Raw genomic sequence first — 14,497 nt, forward strand, 5'->3', positions numbered from 1 at the left:
CCATGAGTGCGCAGGGGGACGGCGGGAGAGAGCGAGGGAGGGCGCTCAGGCCGCCGGGACCGCGCGCGTCGCGGCACCGGGCAGGGTCTGCAGCACGGCGCGGGCGACGGCGTCGTTGTAGCGCAGGCTCTGCGCGTTCATCCCGGGCCGGGTGAACGCCCCGGCGACCTTGACCGTCGTGTGCGGCCCGACCGCGAACCGTCGCTCGTGCACGCCGCCGTCCGCGGTGTGCAGCGCGCCGTCGGCGGGACGGACCGACAGCAGGCCGGTGTTGCGCAGCGGGGCGCCGTCGTCGTCGTGGAGGACCTCCTCGACGGCCTCGCCGCGGGCGAGCAGGCCGCCCAGCAGTCCGTCCACCGTGCGCGAGACGCTCGGGTCGGGCAGCCGGGCGTCGACGAGGACCCGGGTCGTGACCGGCTCGGCGCCCGCGAGCGTGCTGCTGGTGGCGTGGAACCCGTCCGCGTCGACCGCGACGGCCATCCCGGCGCCGAGGAAGCGCAGGTACCCGGCGCGGGAGAGCGCGAGCATCTGCCGGACCCGGAACCCGGGCGGGCCGGAGGCGACCGCGTTGAAGAACGACTGCCACCACGGCATGTCCCTCGCCCGCGAGCGCGGCGAGAGCACCCCGGAGCCGGCCAGGCGGGTGGTCTCGGTGTAGACCGACAGCATCGCGACGAACGCGCCGAGGTGCGGGGTGTGCCGCTCGTCGACGTGCTGGCGCAGGTCCTCGGCGATGCGCTCGCGCACCAGGGGTTGCAGGGCGTCGAGGTCCGGGGCGTGCACCCCGTCGAGCGGGCGGTCCAGCGCGGTGAGGTCGAGCCGGTCGAGCGGGTCGGGCACCAGCTCGGCGATCAGTGCCGCCTCCTCGGGCGAGCCGTGGGCGACGGCGGCGAAACGCCCGGCGAACTCGTCCCACCCGGCGCGGACGCGGTCGGGGTGACCGACGAACAGCTCGTGGTACCAGCCCCAGCCGATCTCCTTGGCCATCAGCGGCCACACCTGCGCGGTGACGTCGACCGGGCCGCCGGAGTCGATCAGCTCGTCGGTGACCTCCGGGGTGAGGAACCGCGGCAGCGGCGGGCGTCCGGCGCGCAGCTGGTAGTGGGTCTTGGAGTGGTAGGTCGCGCCGCGCGGGGACCCGCCGACGAGCACCGGCTCCCGCCCGCACGGCTCGTAGCGCAGCCGGTCCGGGTCGGCGTCGTCCGGGTCGGGCACGAAGCGCCCGCCGCGGCCCTCGAACAGCAGCACCACGAGGTCGACGAACGCCAGCCCCAGCCCGCGGGCCAGCACGGTCTCGCCCGGCGCGATCACCAAGAGGTCGGAGTCGGAGGTCTGCTCCGGGGGCAGGTAGCGCAGGCCGAGCTCGTCGGCGCGGGCGGCGAGCGCGATCTCGTCGTCGGTGGGGGTGGCGTCGAGGTGCCCCGAGGCGAGCACGACGGCGTCGCCGCGCAGTACGGTGCCGTCGGCGAGGGTCACGACCTGCCGGCCGTCGGCCTCGTCGAGGGCCTCGGCGGTGGTGCGGTGCACGTGCACCCGCATCCCGGCCGGTGCCCGGTCGACGACCTCGCGCAGCACCGCGGCGAGGTAGTGGCTCTGCAGCCGCCGCGACGGGAACGTCGACGCCGTGACCCGGGCCAGCTCGTCGGCGAGGTCCGGGCCGAGCTCGGCCCGCGGGTCGCCGTGCTCACGCAGGTCCTGCGCCCAGTCCCAGAACGACGGGCCGGGCGCGACGGGGCCGTCGCAGACGACCGAGGAGTCGGTCCACATCGTGACGTCGGCGGCCATCGAGTTCATCGCGAGCAGCGGGGACTGCGCGTGCCGCCAGATGCGGCCCGCCCCGGCCGGGAACGGGTCGACCAGGTGGACGTCGACGCCGGGGCCGGCGAGGGCGTCGGACAGCAGCTCGGGAGCGCTCGCGACCATGCGTTCCAGCACGCCGGCCCCCCGGGGGCCGGCGCCGACGATCACGACGGACGGGGCGTGCGGGCTACGGGACATCGGGGCGCTCCTGGGTCGGCGGGCGGCGGGGACGACCCCTCACGGCGCCCACCGCAGGCGGCACAGGTCGAGGTGCCTGCGCCTCACCAGCCGGAGACCCATGGATGCCACGGTAGGTCGCCTCCCTCGCCGCGGCCACCCGCCACGGTCGGTCCACCGGCCTCAACGCCGCACCCGGCCCCCGGGATTCCGCACCCGTCCGACCCACCGCACCGGACCGCCGTCCGCGAGCGCGGGACCGGAGGCGGCGCGGTCGTCAGGCGGACGGGCCGGCCAGGGTGACGTGCAGCGGCCGGTCGGTCCCCGCCGTCGCGTCGACGGCCTCGGCGAGGATCTCCAGGACCGTCGCGTGGGTGCCGGGGTCGGCCGCGGCGAGCGGACCGTCGGCGACGACGAGCTCGACCGGTCCGGCGGGCAGCCAGGACAGGTCGCCCAGGCAGTCCGCCAGCGCGTCGAGGTTGTGGCCGTAGTACTCGGGGAAGCTCAGCGCCCGGCCGAGGGCGGACAGGACCGCGGCGCGGTCCGCGACCCCCTCGACGACGGCGACGAGACCGGAGCCACCGGCCCGCCCCCGGGCCGCGTCGACGGCGGGGGCGGTTCCGGCGCTCTCACGGGGAAGGGTGCTCACCTCGAGACGTCTACCACGACGAACGAGGCGTAGTGGTCGGCCGTGTAGTAGTACTCCCCGCCCGATCCGGTGACGATCCGCCGGGCACCGCGGGTGCTCGCACCGGGGGTCTTCACGGTGAACTCCTGGTAGTGGCCCGAGGACTTCGCGGGCAGGATCCCCTCCCGGTTCTGGAAGGTCGTCCCGTCCTGGCTGTACGGGTACGGCCCGCCGGAGCGGATAAGCCGGTAGGTGTCGGTGGCCTGCGACGGCAGCGACGACAGCGCCCGCACCGGGAGCCCGGACTCCTGCTCACCCGGCACGGCGGCCGGGGCGACGGGAGCGGCGACGGCGGCGGGCACGGCCGGGGCGGGTGCGGCGGCGGCCGCGGCGGGCAGGGCGAGGCCGAGGGCGGCCAGTACGGCGACGAGTGCCCCGACGATCAGGCCACGCGCCCCGGACCGCGCATCCGGTCGAACGATCATGCTCCGGACGCTAGGCGGGGTCACCCGTTCGGGAACAGGTGTCGCGACGAACCGCCACCGGCCCGTCACCCGGCGTTTCCACGGCCGCCGCGACGACCACCTTCCGTTCGCCCGCCGACCGCATCGCCGGGCCCGTGACGGGCAATGATCACGACCGGTCACCGCGCAGGTGCATCCGGTCACCGTGTCCTGCGTCGCACCCTTGTTCTACGCGCAGTAAAAGCGCGTTGAAGCGGGTACAACGGAGTTCGAGAGACCAGGAACGACTGCGCATGACACGCCCCGATCCCGACACGTTCAACGGAGAACGTCGCATGACCGCAGAGCTGATTCACCCCCTGCCCGAGGCTCCCGTACCCGTGGAGCTCCCGGCGTCCCAGGCCGGCCGCTCGACCGTGGACCGGCTGCTGGACTCGATCGACGACCTGGTGCGCCGGCACCGCGCGCTCGCCGCGCACGACGGCGCCTCCGCCGCCCTGCACGCCGAACTGATCGCGGCCGAGCTGGACCAGCAGATCGCGATCCTGCGGACGATGCCGCGCCAACCCGGCAGCTGACCGCCGGGTCAGAGATCGGCGGCCGCCGGGATGATCTCCGACCCGAACACCCGCAGCGGCTCGATCCCCGCCACGTCCGGCACCACGGTGTGCACGTGCTGCACACCGAGTGCCGCGTAGCCGCGCAGCTCCTCGACCGCGGCCTTCGGATCGGCCGGGTCGAGCCGCGCCATGACCGTCTTCTCGATCTCGTCGTAGTCGCGCCCGACCTCCTCGCAGCGGGTGCGCAGCACCTCCAGCTTGCGCTCCAGCTCGGGGCCGCCGAACAGGTTGCACGCGTCGGCGTACTGCGCGACCAGGCGCAGCGTCTTCCGCTCCCCACCGCCGCCGATCAGGATCGGCGGGTACGGCCTGCGCAGCGGCTGCGGCGTGTTCAGCGTGGCGCCGAGCCGGTAGTGGGCGCCCTCGAAGGGGCCGTCGTCGTCGCTCCACATCTGACGGGCGATGCGCAGCGTCTCCTCCAGCCGCTCGAACCGCTCCGCGGTCGGCGGGAAGAACAGCCCGAGCCCGGTGGCCTCCTCGTCGTTCCAGGCGGCCCCGATGCCCAGCATGGCGCGACCCTTCGACAGCACGTCCAGAGTGGTCACGGCCTTGACCAGCAGGCCGGGGTCGCGGTAGGTCACCGCGGTCACCCAGGCCAGCAGGTCGACCGTCTCGGTGCGGGCGGCCAGGTAGCCGAGCACGGTGTACGCCTCGAGCATGTCGGTCTCGACCGGCCCGACCGGCCGGATCTGCCAGAGGTGGTCCATGACGCTCACCCGGGAGAAGCCCTGCTCCTCCGCCGCGACGGCGATCCGGGACAGGTCGTCGGCCAGGCCCGCCGGCCCGGCCGGGTAGGTGAAGTCCGCGATGTGCAGTCCGATCCTCACGGCGTGTCCTCTCATAAACGGAGCCAACTCCGTTTCGAGCGTAGCCCTCTCCCGGTGACCGGCGCCACCGCGCCCATCGGACCGCGGGCGTCGCCGGTTCGGTCGGCTCCGTCGCGTCGGGCACCACCGATCGGCGCGGTTCGCTGATCCCGTGATCGCGCTCGTGCGGAGGCTGCACGTCGACCTGGGCCGGAGCCGGCGCCGTCGACCGCGAAGGAGCTCGGCATCACGATCGGGCACGTGCGCTTCGACGTCGCCGCCGACTCCGACCCGACGACGATGACCACCGGCACCCACCGCGACGGCGAGACCACCTTCCAGAACCTGCGGGTCGACGCCGTGATCACCACCGACGGCACCGACGAGCAGGTCGCGCAGCCGGCCCGGGAGACCGAGCGCCGCCGCCCCGGTGTCGCAGCTGTTCGCCCCGGCCGGGGTGTCGATCACCAGCACCTGGACGAAGGCCCGAGGTCCTAGTCTGCGGGGGTGGCAGACACCGTCGACTCCCCCGAGCTCGTCCACCTGGCCGTCGACGCCGGGACGGCGACGATCACCCTGGACTCCCCGCGCAACCGCAACGCACTCTCGGCGCAGCTGCGCCGAGAGCTGATCGCGCACCTCGACGCGGCGATCGCCGACGACGCGGTGCGGGTGATCGTGCTGACCCACACCGGCACGGTGTTCTGCGCGGGCATGGACCTCAAGGAGTCCCGCGGCGCGGGCGCCGAGCAGCAGGGCGTGACCGAGGTGCCGCGGATCCTGACGACGCTGTGGGACTCCCCCAAGCCGGTCGTCGCCCGGCTGTCGGGCCCGGCCCGCGCCGGTGGGGTCGGGATCGTGGCGGCGTGCGACATCGCCGTCGCCGCCGAGTCGGTCACCTTCGCCTTCTCCGAGGTCCGCATCGGGGTCGTGCCCGCGGTCATCTCGGTGACCGTGCTGCCCCGGCTGTCCGCCCGCGCCGCGCACGAGCTCGTCCTGACCGGGGAGACCTTCGACGCGCGGCGCGCGGCGGCCGTCGGGCTGATCAACAGCGCCGTCCCGGCCGAGGCCCTCGACGACGAGGTGGCCCGCTATTCGGACATGCTGCGCCTCGGTGCGCCCGGCGCCCTGGCCGGGGCGAAGGCGATGCTGCGCCGCGAGCGCCCGGCGACGATGACCGACGACTTCGCCGCGATGAACACGCTGTCCGCGTCGTTCTTCGCCTCCGAGGAGGGGCAGGAGGGCATCCGGGCGTTCGGGGAGAAGCGGACGCCGTCCTGGGTGCCGGGGGGCTGAGCCCCGCCCCGGCTCGGCCCCGCCGAGTGGCACACCAGGTACCGGGCACCCTCGGACGGGTTCACGGCGTACCACCCGGCGGGGGCGGAAGGCGTGCGGCGGGACGAGGGGCGTCCAGCGGGGCGGCGGGGAGCCGCCGGGCGCGCCTACCCTGGACGGCATGAGCGTCCCCGTCGTCAGCACCGACCCGGGCGCGGCACTGGACCTGCTCGCCGGGCGGCGCCTCGTCGTCCTCACCGGGGCCGGGCTGTCCACCGACTCCGGTATCCCGGACTACCGCGGCCCGGGCTCGCGCCCGCGCAACCCGATGACCTACTCCGAGTTCGTGTCCGGGGAGCCCGCGCAGCGGCGGTACTGGGCGCGCAGCCACGTCGGCTGGGCCCGGATGCGCCGCGCCGACCCCAACCCCGGACACCGCGCGCTGGCCGCGCTGGGGGCGGCGGGCGTCGTCGACGGGCTGATCACGCAGAACGTCGACGGCCTCCACTCCGTGGCCGGCAGCCGCGGCGTGGTCGACCTGCACGGACGCATCGACGAGGTCGTCTGCCTGGACTGCCGTCGCGTCACCCCGCGCGACGCGCTGCAGGACCGGCTCACCGCGCTCAACCCCGGCTTCACCGAGGCGCACAGCGCGCAGGTCGAGACCGCCCCCGACGGCGACGCCGCCGTCGAGATCACCGACGGGTTCCGGGTCGCACCGTGCGGGTCCTGCGACGGGGTCCTCAAGCCACACGTCGTGTTCTTCGGGGAGAACGTGCCGAAGGACCGGGTGGCACGCTGCTACGCGATGGTGGCCGCGCTGACCCCCGAGGACGGTGCGCTGCTCGTCGCCGGGTCCTCGCTGACCGTGATGTCGGGGCTGCGGTTCGTCCGGGCCGCGCACCGGTCGGAGGTGCCGGTCGTGATCGTCAACCGCGGGACGACCCGGGGCGACGAGCTCGCCGACCTGCGCGTCGACGCGGGCTGCTCGGAGGCGCTGGCCGCGCTCGCCGCCCAGCCGGTCTGAGCGCTCAGGCCCCGCCGTCGCGACGCGCGCGGGGCGTGTCGGAGCGCCGGGTGACGCGGTCGGCACCGATCGCGACCAGCGCGCACGCGGGCAGGACCACCACCGTCACGAACACGACCTGCACGACGAACGGCAGGCCGGTGAGCCACAGCTCGAACGCGTCCCAGCCGTCGATGATCGTGCGCACACTCCACACGGTAGTCCCCTGGCCCAGGCATTAGGTTCGGGGCCATGTTCGCTGTCTACGCGCAGGAGCCCAACGCCGACGCTCCCCTCGACTCCCTCGTCGTGGGCGAGCGGCCCGACCCGGAGGTCCCCGACGGCTGGGTCTCCGTCAACGTCTCCGCCGCCAGCCTCAACATGCACGACCTGTGGACGCTGCGCGGGGTCGGCATCAAGCCCGACCAGTTCCCCATGATCCTCGGCTGCGACGGCGCCGGGACCCTCGACGACGGCACCGAGGTCGTCCTCTACCCGATCATCGGTGACCCGGACTGGCGCGGCGACGAGACCCTCGACCCGAAGCGCACCCTGCTCACCGAGCGCCACCAGGGCACGATGGCCGACAAGGTGATCGTCCCGGCCCGTAACGCGGTCCCCGCCCCGAAGGGCCTCACGCCCGGCCAGGGCGCCGTCCTGGGCACCGCCTGGCTGACCGCGTACCGGATGCTGTTCACCAGGTCGGGCCTGCAGCCGGGCCAGACGGTGCTCGTCCAGGGCGCCTCCGGCGGCGTCTCGACGGCGCTGGTCCAGCTGGGCCGGGCCGCGGGCTTCCAGGTGTGGGTCACCGGCCGCGACGAGGAGAAGCGCGCGCTGGCCGAGCGGCTCGGCGCGCACGCCACGTTCGAGTCCGGGGCGAAGCTGCCGGGCAAGGTCGACGCCGTCATGGAATCGGTCGGCGAGGCCACCTGGAAGCACTCCATGCGGGCGCTGCGCCCCGGTGGCCGCATCGTCATCTGCGGCTCCACCTCGGGCCCGAACCCGCCCGCGGACCTGCAGCGGCTGTTCTTCCTCCAGCTCGAGGTGGTCGGCTCGACCATGGGCACGCGCCAGGAACTGGCCGATCTCATGAGCTTCGTCGCGACGGCCGGGATCGAACCGGAGATCGGGACCGAACTGCCGATGGACTCCGCGAAAGAGGCGTTCGAGGCGATCGCCGCGGGGCGCACGGCGGGGAAGATCGTCCTGACCCGCTAGGGCGTTACGTGATCCGGGTGTGATGCAGTCGTGATGTCGTTAGGCGACGTCAAGCGGTCTATGTAATCGCTGGTCGTCGGCCTGTCCGTCATCGCTGCGTGACGACCGCCCGGCGCTCGGGGGACGTTTGCCCAGGACAGGGTCGGATTTCGCCCGTTCGGCAAGTACAGTGCGTCATCGTGACCGAGCCTTTCAGTCGACGGGCGTCGGGGACTGCCACCATGGCTGCCCCGACGCCTGGAGCCGCGGGTGTCGTCGAGTTCCTGGACCGGGTCGACCACGCCGTGGCCACAGCCCTGTCCACCAACCCGTCTGCGACGGACGTCAGCCGTGACGGCTGGCGGGTCCTGTTGATGCTCGCCCGCGGCACCGGCCGCAGCATGGGCGAGGTCGCGGGACACACGTCGCTGCCCGCCCCCACGGCCACCCGGATCGTGGACCGCCTCGTCGAGAAGAAGCTGGCCTACCGGTCGGCCGACCCGCTCGACCGGCGCCGTGTGCTGGTGCACCTGTCGGCCGAGGGACGGACGGTCGTCGAGTCCGTCTGCCAGCGGGTGCAGCGCATCCTGTCGCCGCGCCGTGCCCCCGCCGCCCGGCCCGCGCCGTGCGACGGGCCGATCCCCGGCCCCCGGGCGGGCTCGGTCATGTAACCGCCCCGCGCTCCCCCGCCCCCTCCACGTACACGTCGGGCCCGACCCCCTGCTGGGAGTCGGGCCCGCTTCGCGTCCGGGGCTACTTCTTGGGCTTCTCGGTCGCCGTCCCGCCGCCGGTGGACAGCGCGGCGACGAAGGCCTCCTGCGGGACGTCGACGCGGCCGATCGTCTTCATCCGCTTCTTGCCCTCCTTCTGCTTCTCCAGCAGCTTGCGCTTGCGGGAGATGTCGCCGCCGTAGCACTTGGCGAGGACGTCCTTGCGGATCGCGCGGATCGTCTCGCGGGCGATGATCCGGGCGCCGACGGCGGCCTGGATCGGCACCTCGAACTGCTGGCGCGGGATGAGCTCGCGCAGCTTGGTCGCCATCGAGGTGCCGTAGGAGTACGCCGACTCCTTGTGCACGATCGCGGAGAACGCGTCGACCGCCTCGCCCTGCAGCAGGATGTCGACCTTGACCAGGTCGGCCACCTGCTCGCCGGCCTCCTCGTAGTCGAGGCTGGCGTACCCGCGCGTGCGCGACTTCAGGTTGTCGAAGAAGTCGAAGATGATCTCGCCGAGCGGCATCGTGTAGCGCAGCTCGACGCGGGTCTCGGACAGGTAGTCCATCCCGCCGAGCTGGCCGCGCCGGCTCTGGCACAGCTCCATGATGGTGCCGACGAACTCCGACGGCGCCAGAATCGTGATCTTGGTGATCGGCTCGCGGACCTCGGCGACCTTGCCCACCGGCCAGTCGCTGGGGTTGGTCACCTCGATCTCCTCGCCGTCGTCGGTGGTGACCTGGTAGACGACGTTGGGCGCGGTGGAGATCAGGTCGAGGTCGAACTCGCGCTCGAGCCGCTCGCGGGTGATCTCCAGGTGCAGCAGGCCGAGGAAGCCGCAGCGGAAGCCGAAACCCAGCGCGGCCGAGGTCTCCGGCTCGTAGGTGAGCGCGGCGTCGTTGAGCTGCAGCTTGTCCAGCGCCTCGCGCAGGTCGGGGTACTGCGACCCGTCGATCGGGTAGAGCCCGGAGTAGACCATCGGCTGCGGCTCGCGGTAGCCCGTCAGCGCGTCCGTCGCGCCGCCCCGCTTGCTGGTGACGGTGTCGCCGACCTTGGACTGGCGGACGTCCTTCACCCCGGTGATGAGGTAGCCGACCTCTCCGACGCCGAGGCCGTCGGACGGCTTGGGCTCCGGGGAGACGATCCCGATCTCGAGCAGCTCGTGCTCGGCACCGGTCGACATCATCTTGATCTTCTCGCGCGGCGAGAGCTTCCCGTCGACGACCCGGATGTAGGTGACGACGCCGCGGTAGGTGTCGTAGACCGAGTCGAAGATCATCGCCCGGGCGGGGGCGTCGGCGTCGCCGACCGGGGCCGGGACCTGCGCGATGACGGCGTCGAGCACCGCCTCCACGCCCTCACCGGTCTTGGCGCTGCAGCGCAGCACGTCCTCCGGCTCGCAGCCGGTGATGTGCGCGATCTCGGCGGCGTAGCGCTCCGGGTCCGCCGCGGGCAGGTCGATCTTGTTGAGGACCGGGATGATGTGCAGGTCCTTCTCCATGGCCAGGTACAGGTTGGCCAGGGTCTGCGCCTCGATCCCCTGCGCGGCGTCGACCAGCAGGATCGCGCCCTCGCACGCCTCGAGCGCCCGGGACACCTCGTAGGTGAAGTCGACGTGGCCCGGGGTGTCGATCAGGTGCAGCACGTGCTCGGTCTCGACACCGTCGGCGTTCTTCGCGGTCCACGGCAGCCGCACGTTCTGCGCCTTGATCGTGATGCCGCGCTCGCGCTCGATGTCCATCCGGTCCAGGTACTGGGCCCGGGCGTCACGCGCGCTGAGCACCCCCGTGACCTGCAGCATCCGGTCGGCCAGGGTCGACTTCCCGTGGTCGATGTGGGCGATGATGCAGAAGTTCCGGATGCGCTCCGGCGGGGTGAACGTGCGGTCGGCGTACGTCGTCACTCGGCTGTACTCGGCTTTCGCTCATGCGTGGGGCTTCGGGCACTTCGGGTGCTCAGGGCACTCGGGGCTCGGGGCACTGGGACCCATCGTCCCATGTCGGGCCGGGCGACCGCCGTGGTGGCACCGCAGGTCGTCACACGCCGTTCACGCGCGGGCTCCCGTCGTTGCCGCTCCCGGCCCGGGGCGCGCACGATCGGGTCCGCCCCACGCCGCCCGACGCAGGAGGAACACCGTGTTCGTCAGCCCCCTCACCCCGCTCGACCGGCTCGGCGCCGCCCGCATCGTGCTGGCCCAGAAGAAGCGGCTCGGCCTGCGCTGGGACGCGGTCGCCGAGGCCGTCGGCGCGTCCCTCGCATGGTCCACCTCGGCCCTGCTGGGCCAGCAGACGATGACCCGCGAGCAGGCCGAGGCCGCCGGGAACCTGCTGGACCTCGACGCCGACGTCGTCGACGCCCTCACCCTCCCGCCGGTACGCGGCGCGGCCGCGGTGGACCTCACCGACCCGCTGGTCCACCGCCTGTCGGAGATGGTGCAGGTCTACGGGACGACGATCTCCGAGCTCGTCCGCGAGGAGTTCGGCGACGGCATCGTGTCCGCGATCGACTTCGAGCTCGACCTCGCACGGGTGCCCGACCCGAAGGGCGACCGGGCCGTGATCACGCTGAACGGGAAGTTCCTGCCCTACCGCGTCTGGTGACCCGGCACAGGGCGCGACGACGCCGCTGGTAACCTTGTGCGTCGAGCGCTCGGCGTGCTCGCCCGAAACGGCCTGGACCCTCTCTCCAGTGATGCTGTTCGGTGCCGCCGGAGCGGACCCGGACGAGAACACTCACCAGCCGACCAGCAGGCAGGAAGACCAGAGGCAGACGTGGCCAACATCAAGTCGCAGATCAAGCGAGTCAAGACCAACGAGAAGCGCCGGCAGCGCAACAAGTCGGTGAAGTCGTCGGTCAAGACCGCGATCCGCCACTTCCGCGAGGCCGCCGACTCCGGCGCCGACAACGTCGTGGAGCTGCAGCGCAAGGCGGCCAAGGCCCTCGACAAGGCGGCCGGCAAGGGCGTCATCCACCGGAACCAGGCGGCGAACCGCAAGTCGGCCCTGGCCAAGCGACTCAACGACGTCCAGGCCTGAGCCACCCCGGTTCCTCCGACGACGGCGCCGCCCCACCCGGGTGGTGCCGTCGTCGTGTTTCCGGGTCAGCGCGGGGTGCGTGCGGAGACGACGGCCAGCACGGCCCGCTCCAACGCGTACCCGGCGTCCGCGGCGACGCCCTTGACGTCGGCGTTCACCCGCGCCGTCGCCGCGATGGCGACGGCGAGCTGCTCCGGGCGCCACTGCCGGACCGTCTGCTGCGCCTTGCGGATCTTCCAGGGCGGCATCCCCAGCTCCCCGGCCAACCGGTTCGGGTCGCCCCGCCCGGCCGAGCCGACCTTCGCCAGGGTGCGCACCGCGTCCGCGAGCGCGTCGGCGATCAGCACGTGCGGGACTCCGAGCACCAGCGCCCACCGCAGCGCCTCCATCGCCGCCCGCCGGTCCCCCGCGACCGCCGCGTCGGCCACCGCGAAGCCGGAGGACTCGGCCCGGCCGCGGTGGTAGCGCCGCACCCCGCCCTCGTCCACGGCGCCGCCGGTGTCCGCGACCAGCTGCCCGGCCGCGGCCGCCAGCTCCCGCAGGTCCGACCCGACCGCCTCGACCAGCACCGCGAGCGCCCCGGGCGTGATCGTGCCGCCGTGGCGGCGGACCTCGTCGCGCACGAAGTCCGACCGCTCGTCGGCGCGGGTGATGCGGTTGCAGGTGACGGTGTGCGCCCCGGCCTTGCGCATCACGTCCAGGAGCGCCTTGCCCTTCGCTCCCCCCGCGTGCTGGACCACGAGCACGATCCCGTCGGCCGGGTCCTTCACGTAGTCGGCGACGGCGGCGGTCATGTCCTTGGTCGCGTCCTGACCGTGGGTGAGCACGATCACCCTGCCCTCCGCGAAGAGGGAGGGGCTGAGGTGTCCGGCGAGCTCACCGGGTGCCACCTCGGAGGTCCGGAAGCGGCGCAGCTCGGTCTCCGGATCCCCCTGCCGGGCGCGCCGGACCAGGTCGGACACCGCCCGTTCGGCCAGGAACTCCTCGTCCCCGACGACCAGCTGCAGCGGGCCCGGTTCGCTCGTGCTGCTCACACCCCCATGGTGGCCCACACCCCCGACAACGGGTGAGCCGCGTCCCGACCGGGGTACGCCGTCTGGCGGTGGAGCCCCCTGCTCGCGTACGGTCGACGTCGATTCCGGCGCCCGGCGTCCGGAGCACCACAACCGCATATGGCTCATCCAGAGGGGCAGAGGGAACGGCCCGTTGAAGCCCCGGCAACCGGCGTCGCACGACGATCCGCCCGGACCTGCGCATCCCGTGCAGCGAGGACGTCGACGAACACGGTGCCAATTCCGGCCCGCCACGTACGGCGGGACAGATGAGGAGATCTCGTGACTCTCACTGCTGCGCCCGAAACCACCTCCGCCTACGACCTCGGTTCCGCGCGCGCTCTCGCGTGCCGCGAGTGCCGCCACGAGATCCCGCTCGCCGCGGAGTTCGCGTGTCCGCGCTGTTTCGGCCCCCTCGAGGTCGCCTACGAGTTCCCGAAGGTCACCCGCGCCTCCATCGAGGCCGGGCCGAAGTCGATCTGGCGCTACAAGGACCTGCTGCCGGTCCCCTCGACCGTCGAGCAGCACGCGAACACCGAACCCGGCCTGACCCGGCTGATCGAGGCCGACAACCTGGCCCGCGCGCTCGGCGTCCGCAAGATCTGGATCAAGGACGACACGGGCAACCCGACGCACTCGTTCAAGGACCGCGTCGTCGCCGTCGCGCTCGCCGCCGCCCGTGAACTCGGCTTCTCGGTGCTGTGCTGCCCCTCGACGGGGAACCTGGCCAACGCCGTCGCCGCCGCGGCCGCCCGCGCCGGCTGGGACTCGGTCGTGCTGATCCCGTCCTCGCTGGAGCAGGCGAAGATCGTCACCACCGCCGTCTACGGCGGCACGCTGCTCGCCGTGGACGGCAACTACGACGACGTCAACCGGCTCGCCACCGAGCTGGCCGCCGAGCACGAGGACTGGGCGTTCGTGAACGTCAACGTCCGGCCGTACTACGCCGAGGGCTCGAAGACCCTGGGCTACGAGGTCGCCGAGCAGCTCGGCTGGCGGCTCCCGCAGCAGGTCGTCGTCCCCGTCGCGTCCGGCTCCCAGCTCACCAAGATCGACAAGGGGTTCACCGAACTCGGCACCCTGGGCCTGGTCGAGCCCACCCCGTACACCGTGTTCGGCGCCCAGGCCACCGGCTGCTCGCCGGTCGCGCGGGCCTTCGAGGCCGGCCACGACGTGATCCAGCCGCAGAAGCCGGACACCATCGCGCGCTCGCTGGCGATCGGGAACCCGGCCGACGGCCCGTACGTCCTCGACTCGGTGCGCCGCACCGGCGGCTCGGTCGGCCACGTCTCCGACGAGGAGGTCGTCGACGGCATCCGGCTCCTGGCCCGCACCGAGGGCGTGTTCGCCGAGACCGCGGGCGGGGTCACCATCGCGACCACCAGGAAGCTGCTCGAGGCCGGGGCGCTCGACCCCGACGCCGAGACCGTCCTCATGATCACCGGCGACGGCCTCAAGACCCTCGACGCCGTCTCCGGCGAGGTCGGCCCGACGGCGACCGTGCCGTCGACGTCCGCCGCGGTCCGCGAGGCGCTGGCGAACCTGGGCTGACCGGCCCCGCCGGCCGGGCGCCGGGCGGGGGTCGCCCCGCGCGACCACCGTCAGCCCGGCCGGGTCGTCGCCGGTCAGGGCCAGGTCACCGGACCGGTCGGTGCGTGCGACGACGATCCCCGCCCCGACCAGCCGGTCCACCAGCTCCGCGTTGGGGTGCCGGTAGCTGTTGC

At 73.3% G+C, this 14,497-nt stretch carries 16 protein-coding genes and 1 riboswitch; of the genes, 9 read left to right on the plus strand and 7 right to left on the minus strand.

Annotated elements, in window-relative coordinates; all coding sequences use genetic code 11:
• Positions 1 to 45: 45 nt before the first annotated feature.
• The 3 genes from WHI96_RS06115 to WHI96_RS06125 all read right to left on the minus strand — a co-directional run bounded on the left by WHI96_RS06115 (position 46) and on the right by WHI96_RS06125 (position 3,090).
• On the minus strand, positions 46 to 1,998 hold the full coding sequence (locus WHI96_RS06115) for an FAD/NAD(P)-binding protein (RefSeq protein ID WP_345642318.1): 1,953 nt from the start codon (positions 1,996 to 1,998) through the stop codon (positions 46 to 48).
• 256 nt (positions 1,999 to 2,254) lie between these two features.
• Positions 2,255 to 2,626, minus strand: coding sequence for a barstar family protein (locus WHI96_RS06120; protein WP_345642321.1), 372 nt, complete (start codon positions 2,624 to 2,626; stop codon positions 2,255 to 2,257).
• Positions 2,623 to 3,090 carry a guanyl-specific ribonuclease gene (locus WHI96_RS06125; protein WP_345642324.1) on the minus strand — a complete coding sequence of 156 codons (468 nt, stop codon included), beginning with the start codon at positions 3,088 to 3,090 and terminating at the stop codon, positions 2,623 to 2,625. The genes WHI96_RS06120 and WHI96_RS06125 overlap by 4 nt, the downstream gene beginning before the upstream one ends.
• 314 nt (positions 3,091 to 3,404) lie before the next feature.
• On the opposite strand from WHI96_RS06125, the gene WHI96_RS06130 reads away from it, so the two are divergent.
• A complete protein-coding gene (locus WHI96_RS06130; protein ID WP_345642327.1) occupies positions 3,405 to 3,647 on the plus strand; it encodes a hypothetical protein in 243 nt (80 codons plus the stop codon).
• Between the two features lie 8 nt (positions 3,648 to 3,655).
• Here WHI96_RS06130 and WHI96_RS06135 read toward each other — a convergent pair whose 3' ends face one another.
• Positions 3,656 to 4,516, minus strand: a complete 861-nt coding sequence (locus tag WHI96_RS06135) for an LLM class F420-dependent oxidoreductase (RefSeq protein WP_345642330.1) — start codon at positions 4,514 to 4,516, stop codon at positions 3,656 to 3,658.
• Between the two features lie 240 nt (positions 4,517 to 4,756).
• On the opposite strand from WHI96_RS06135, the gene WHI96_RS06140 reads away from it, so the two are divergent.
• The 3 genes from WHI96_RS06140 (at position 4,757) to WHI96_RS06150 (ending at position 6,797) form a co-directional block, all read left to right on the plus strand.
• Positions 4,757 to 4,993 (plus strand): hypothetical protein, encoded by a 237-nt coding sequence (locus WHI96_RS06140; RefSeq protein WP_345642333.1) that lies wholly within the window; start codon positions 4,757 to 4,759, stop codon positions 4,991 to 4,993.
• Positions 4,994 to 5,002: 9 nt separating this feature from the next.
• Entirely contained in the window at positions 5,003 to 5,791 is a 789-nt protein-coding gene (locus tag WHI96_RS06145) for an enoyl-CoA hydratase-related protein (RefSeq protein ID WP_345642336.1), read from the plus strand.
• A 160-nt stretch (positions 5,792 to 5,951) separates the two neighbouring features.
• Positions 5,952 to 6,797 (plus strand): NAD-dependent protein deacetylase, encoded by an 846-nt coding sequence (locus WHI96_RS06150; RefSeq protein WP_345642339.1) that lies wholly within the window; start codon positions 5,952 to 5,954, stop codon positions 6,795 to 6,797.
• Between the two features lie 4 nt (positions 6,798 to 6,801).
• Here the strand turns inward: WHI96_RS06150 and WHI96_RS06155 are convergent, their stop codons facing one another.
• A complete protein-coding gene (locus WHI96_RS06155) occupies positions 6,802 to 6,984 on the minus strand; it encodes a hypothetical protein (RefSeq protein ID WP_345642342.1) in 183 nt (60 codons plus the stop codon).
• A 44-nt stretch (positions 6,985 to 7,028) separates the two neighbouring features.
• Here WHI96_RS06155 and WHI96_RS06160 point away from each other — a divergent pair, with 44 nt between their 5' ends.
• Positions 7,029 to 7,994 carry a zinc-binding dehydrogenase gene (locus WHI96_RS06160; protein ID WP_345642345.1) on the plus strand — a complete coding sequence of 322 codons (966 nt, stop codon included), beginning with the start codon at positions 7,029 to 7,031 and terminating at the stop codon, positions 7,992 to 7,994.
• 221 nt (positions 7,995 to 8,215) lie between these two features.
• On the plus strand, positions 8,216 to 8,644 hold the full coding sequence (locus tag WHI96_RS06165; RefSeq protein WP_345642348.1) for a MarR family winged helix-turn-helix transcriptional regulator: 429 nt from the start codon (positions 8,216 to 8,218) through the stop codon (positions 8,642 to 8,644).
• A gap of 82 nt (positions 8,645 to 8,726) precedes the next feature.
• Here WHI96_RS06165 and lepA read toward each other — a convergent pair whose 3' ends face one another.
• Positions 8,727 to 10,589, minus strand: a complete 1,863-nt coding sequence (gene lepA / locus WHI96_RS06170; RefSeq protein ID WP_345642351.1) for a translation elongation factor 4 — start codon at positions 10,587 to 10,589, stop codon at positions 8,727 to 8,729.
• Positions 10,590 to 10,821: 232 nt separating this feature from the next.
• Between lepA and cynS the strand changes: the two genes are divergently transcribed.
• Entirely contained in the window at positions 10,822 to 11,286 is a 465-nt protein-coding gene (cynS, locus tag WHI96_RS06175) for a cyanase (RefSeq protein ID WP_345642354.1), read from the plus strand.
• A 171-nt stretch (positions 11,287 to 11,457) separates the two neighbouring features.
• Positions 11,458 to 11,721, plus strand: coding sequence for a 30S ribosomal protein S20 (rpsT, locus tag WHI96_RS06180; RefSeq protein WP_062401442.1), 264 nt, complete (start codon positions 11,458 to 11,460; stop codon positions 11,719 to 11,721).
• A 65-nt stretch (positions 11,722 to 11,786) separates the two neighbouring features.
• Here the strand turns inward: rpsT and holA are convergent, their stop codons facing one another.
• A complete protein-coding gene (gene holA, locus WHI96_RS06185; RefSeq protein ID WP_345642358.1) occupies positions 11,787 to 12,755 on the minus strand; it encodes a DNA polymerase III subunit delta in 969 nt (322 codons plus the stop codon).
• Between the two features lie 140 nt (positions 12,756 to 12,895).
• A riboswitch (SAM riboswitch) is annotated at positions 12,896 to 13,049 on the plus strand.
• Between the two features lie 6 nt (positions 13,050 to 13,055).
• On the opposite strand from holA, the gene thrC reads away from it, so the two are divergent.
• Positions 13,056 to 14,324, plus strand: a complete 1,269-nt coding sequence (thrC, locus tag WHI96_RS06190) for a threonine synthase (protein WP_345642361.1) — start codon at positions 13,056 to 13,058, stop codon at positions 14,322 to 14,324.
• The last annotated feature ends 173 nt before the right edge of the window (positions 14,325 to 14,497 follow it).

The organism is Pseudonocardia tropica, from assembly GCF_040105315.1.
Taxonomy (GTDB): domain Bacteria; phylum Actinomycetota; class Actinomycetes; order Mycobacteriales; family Pseudonocardiaceae; genus Pseudonocardia; species Pseudonocardia alni.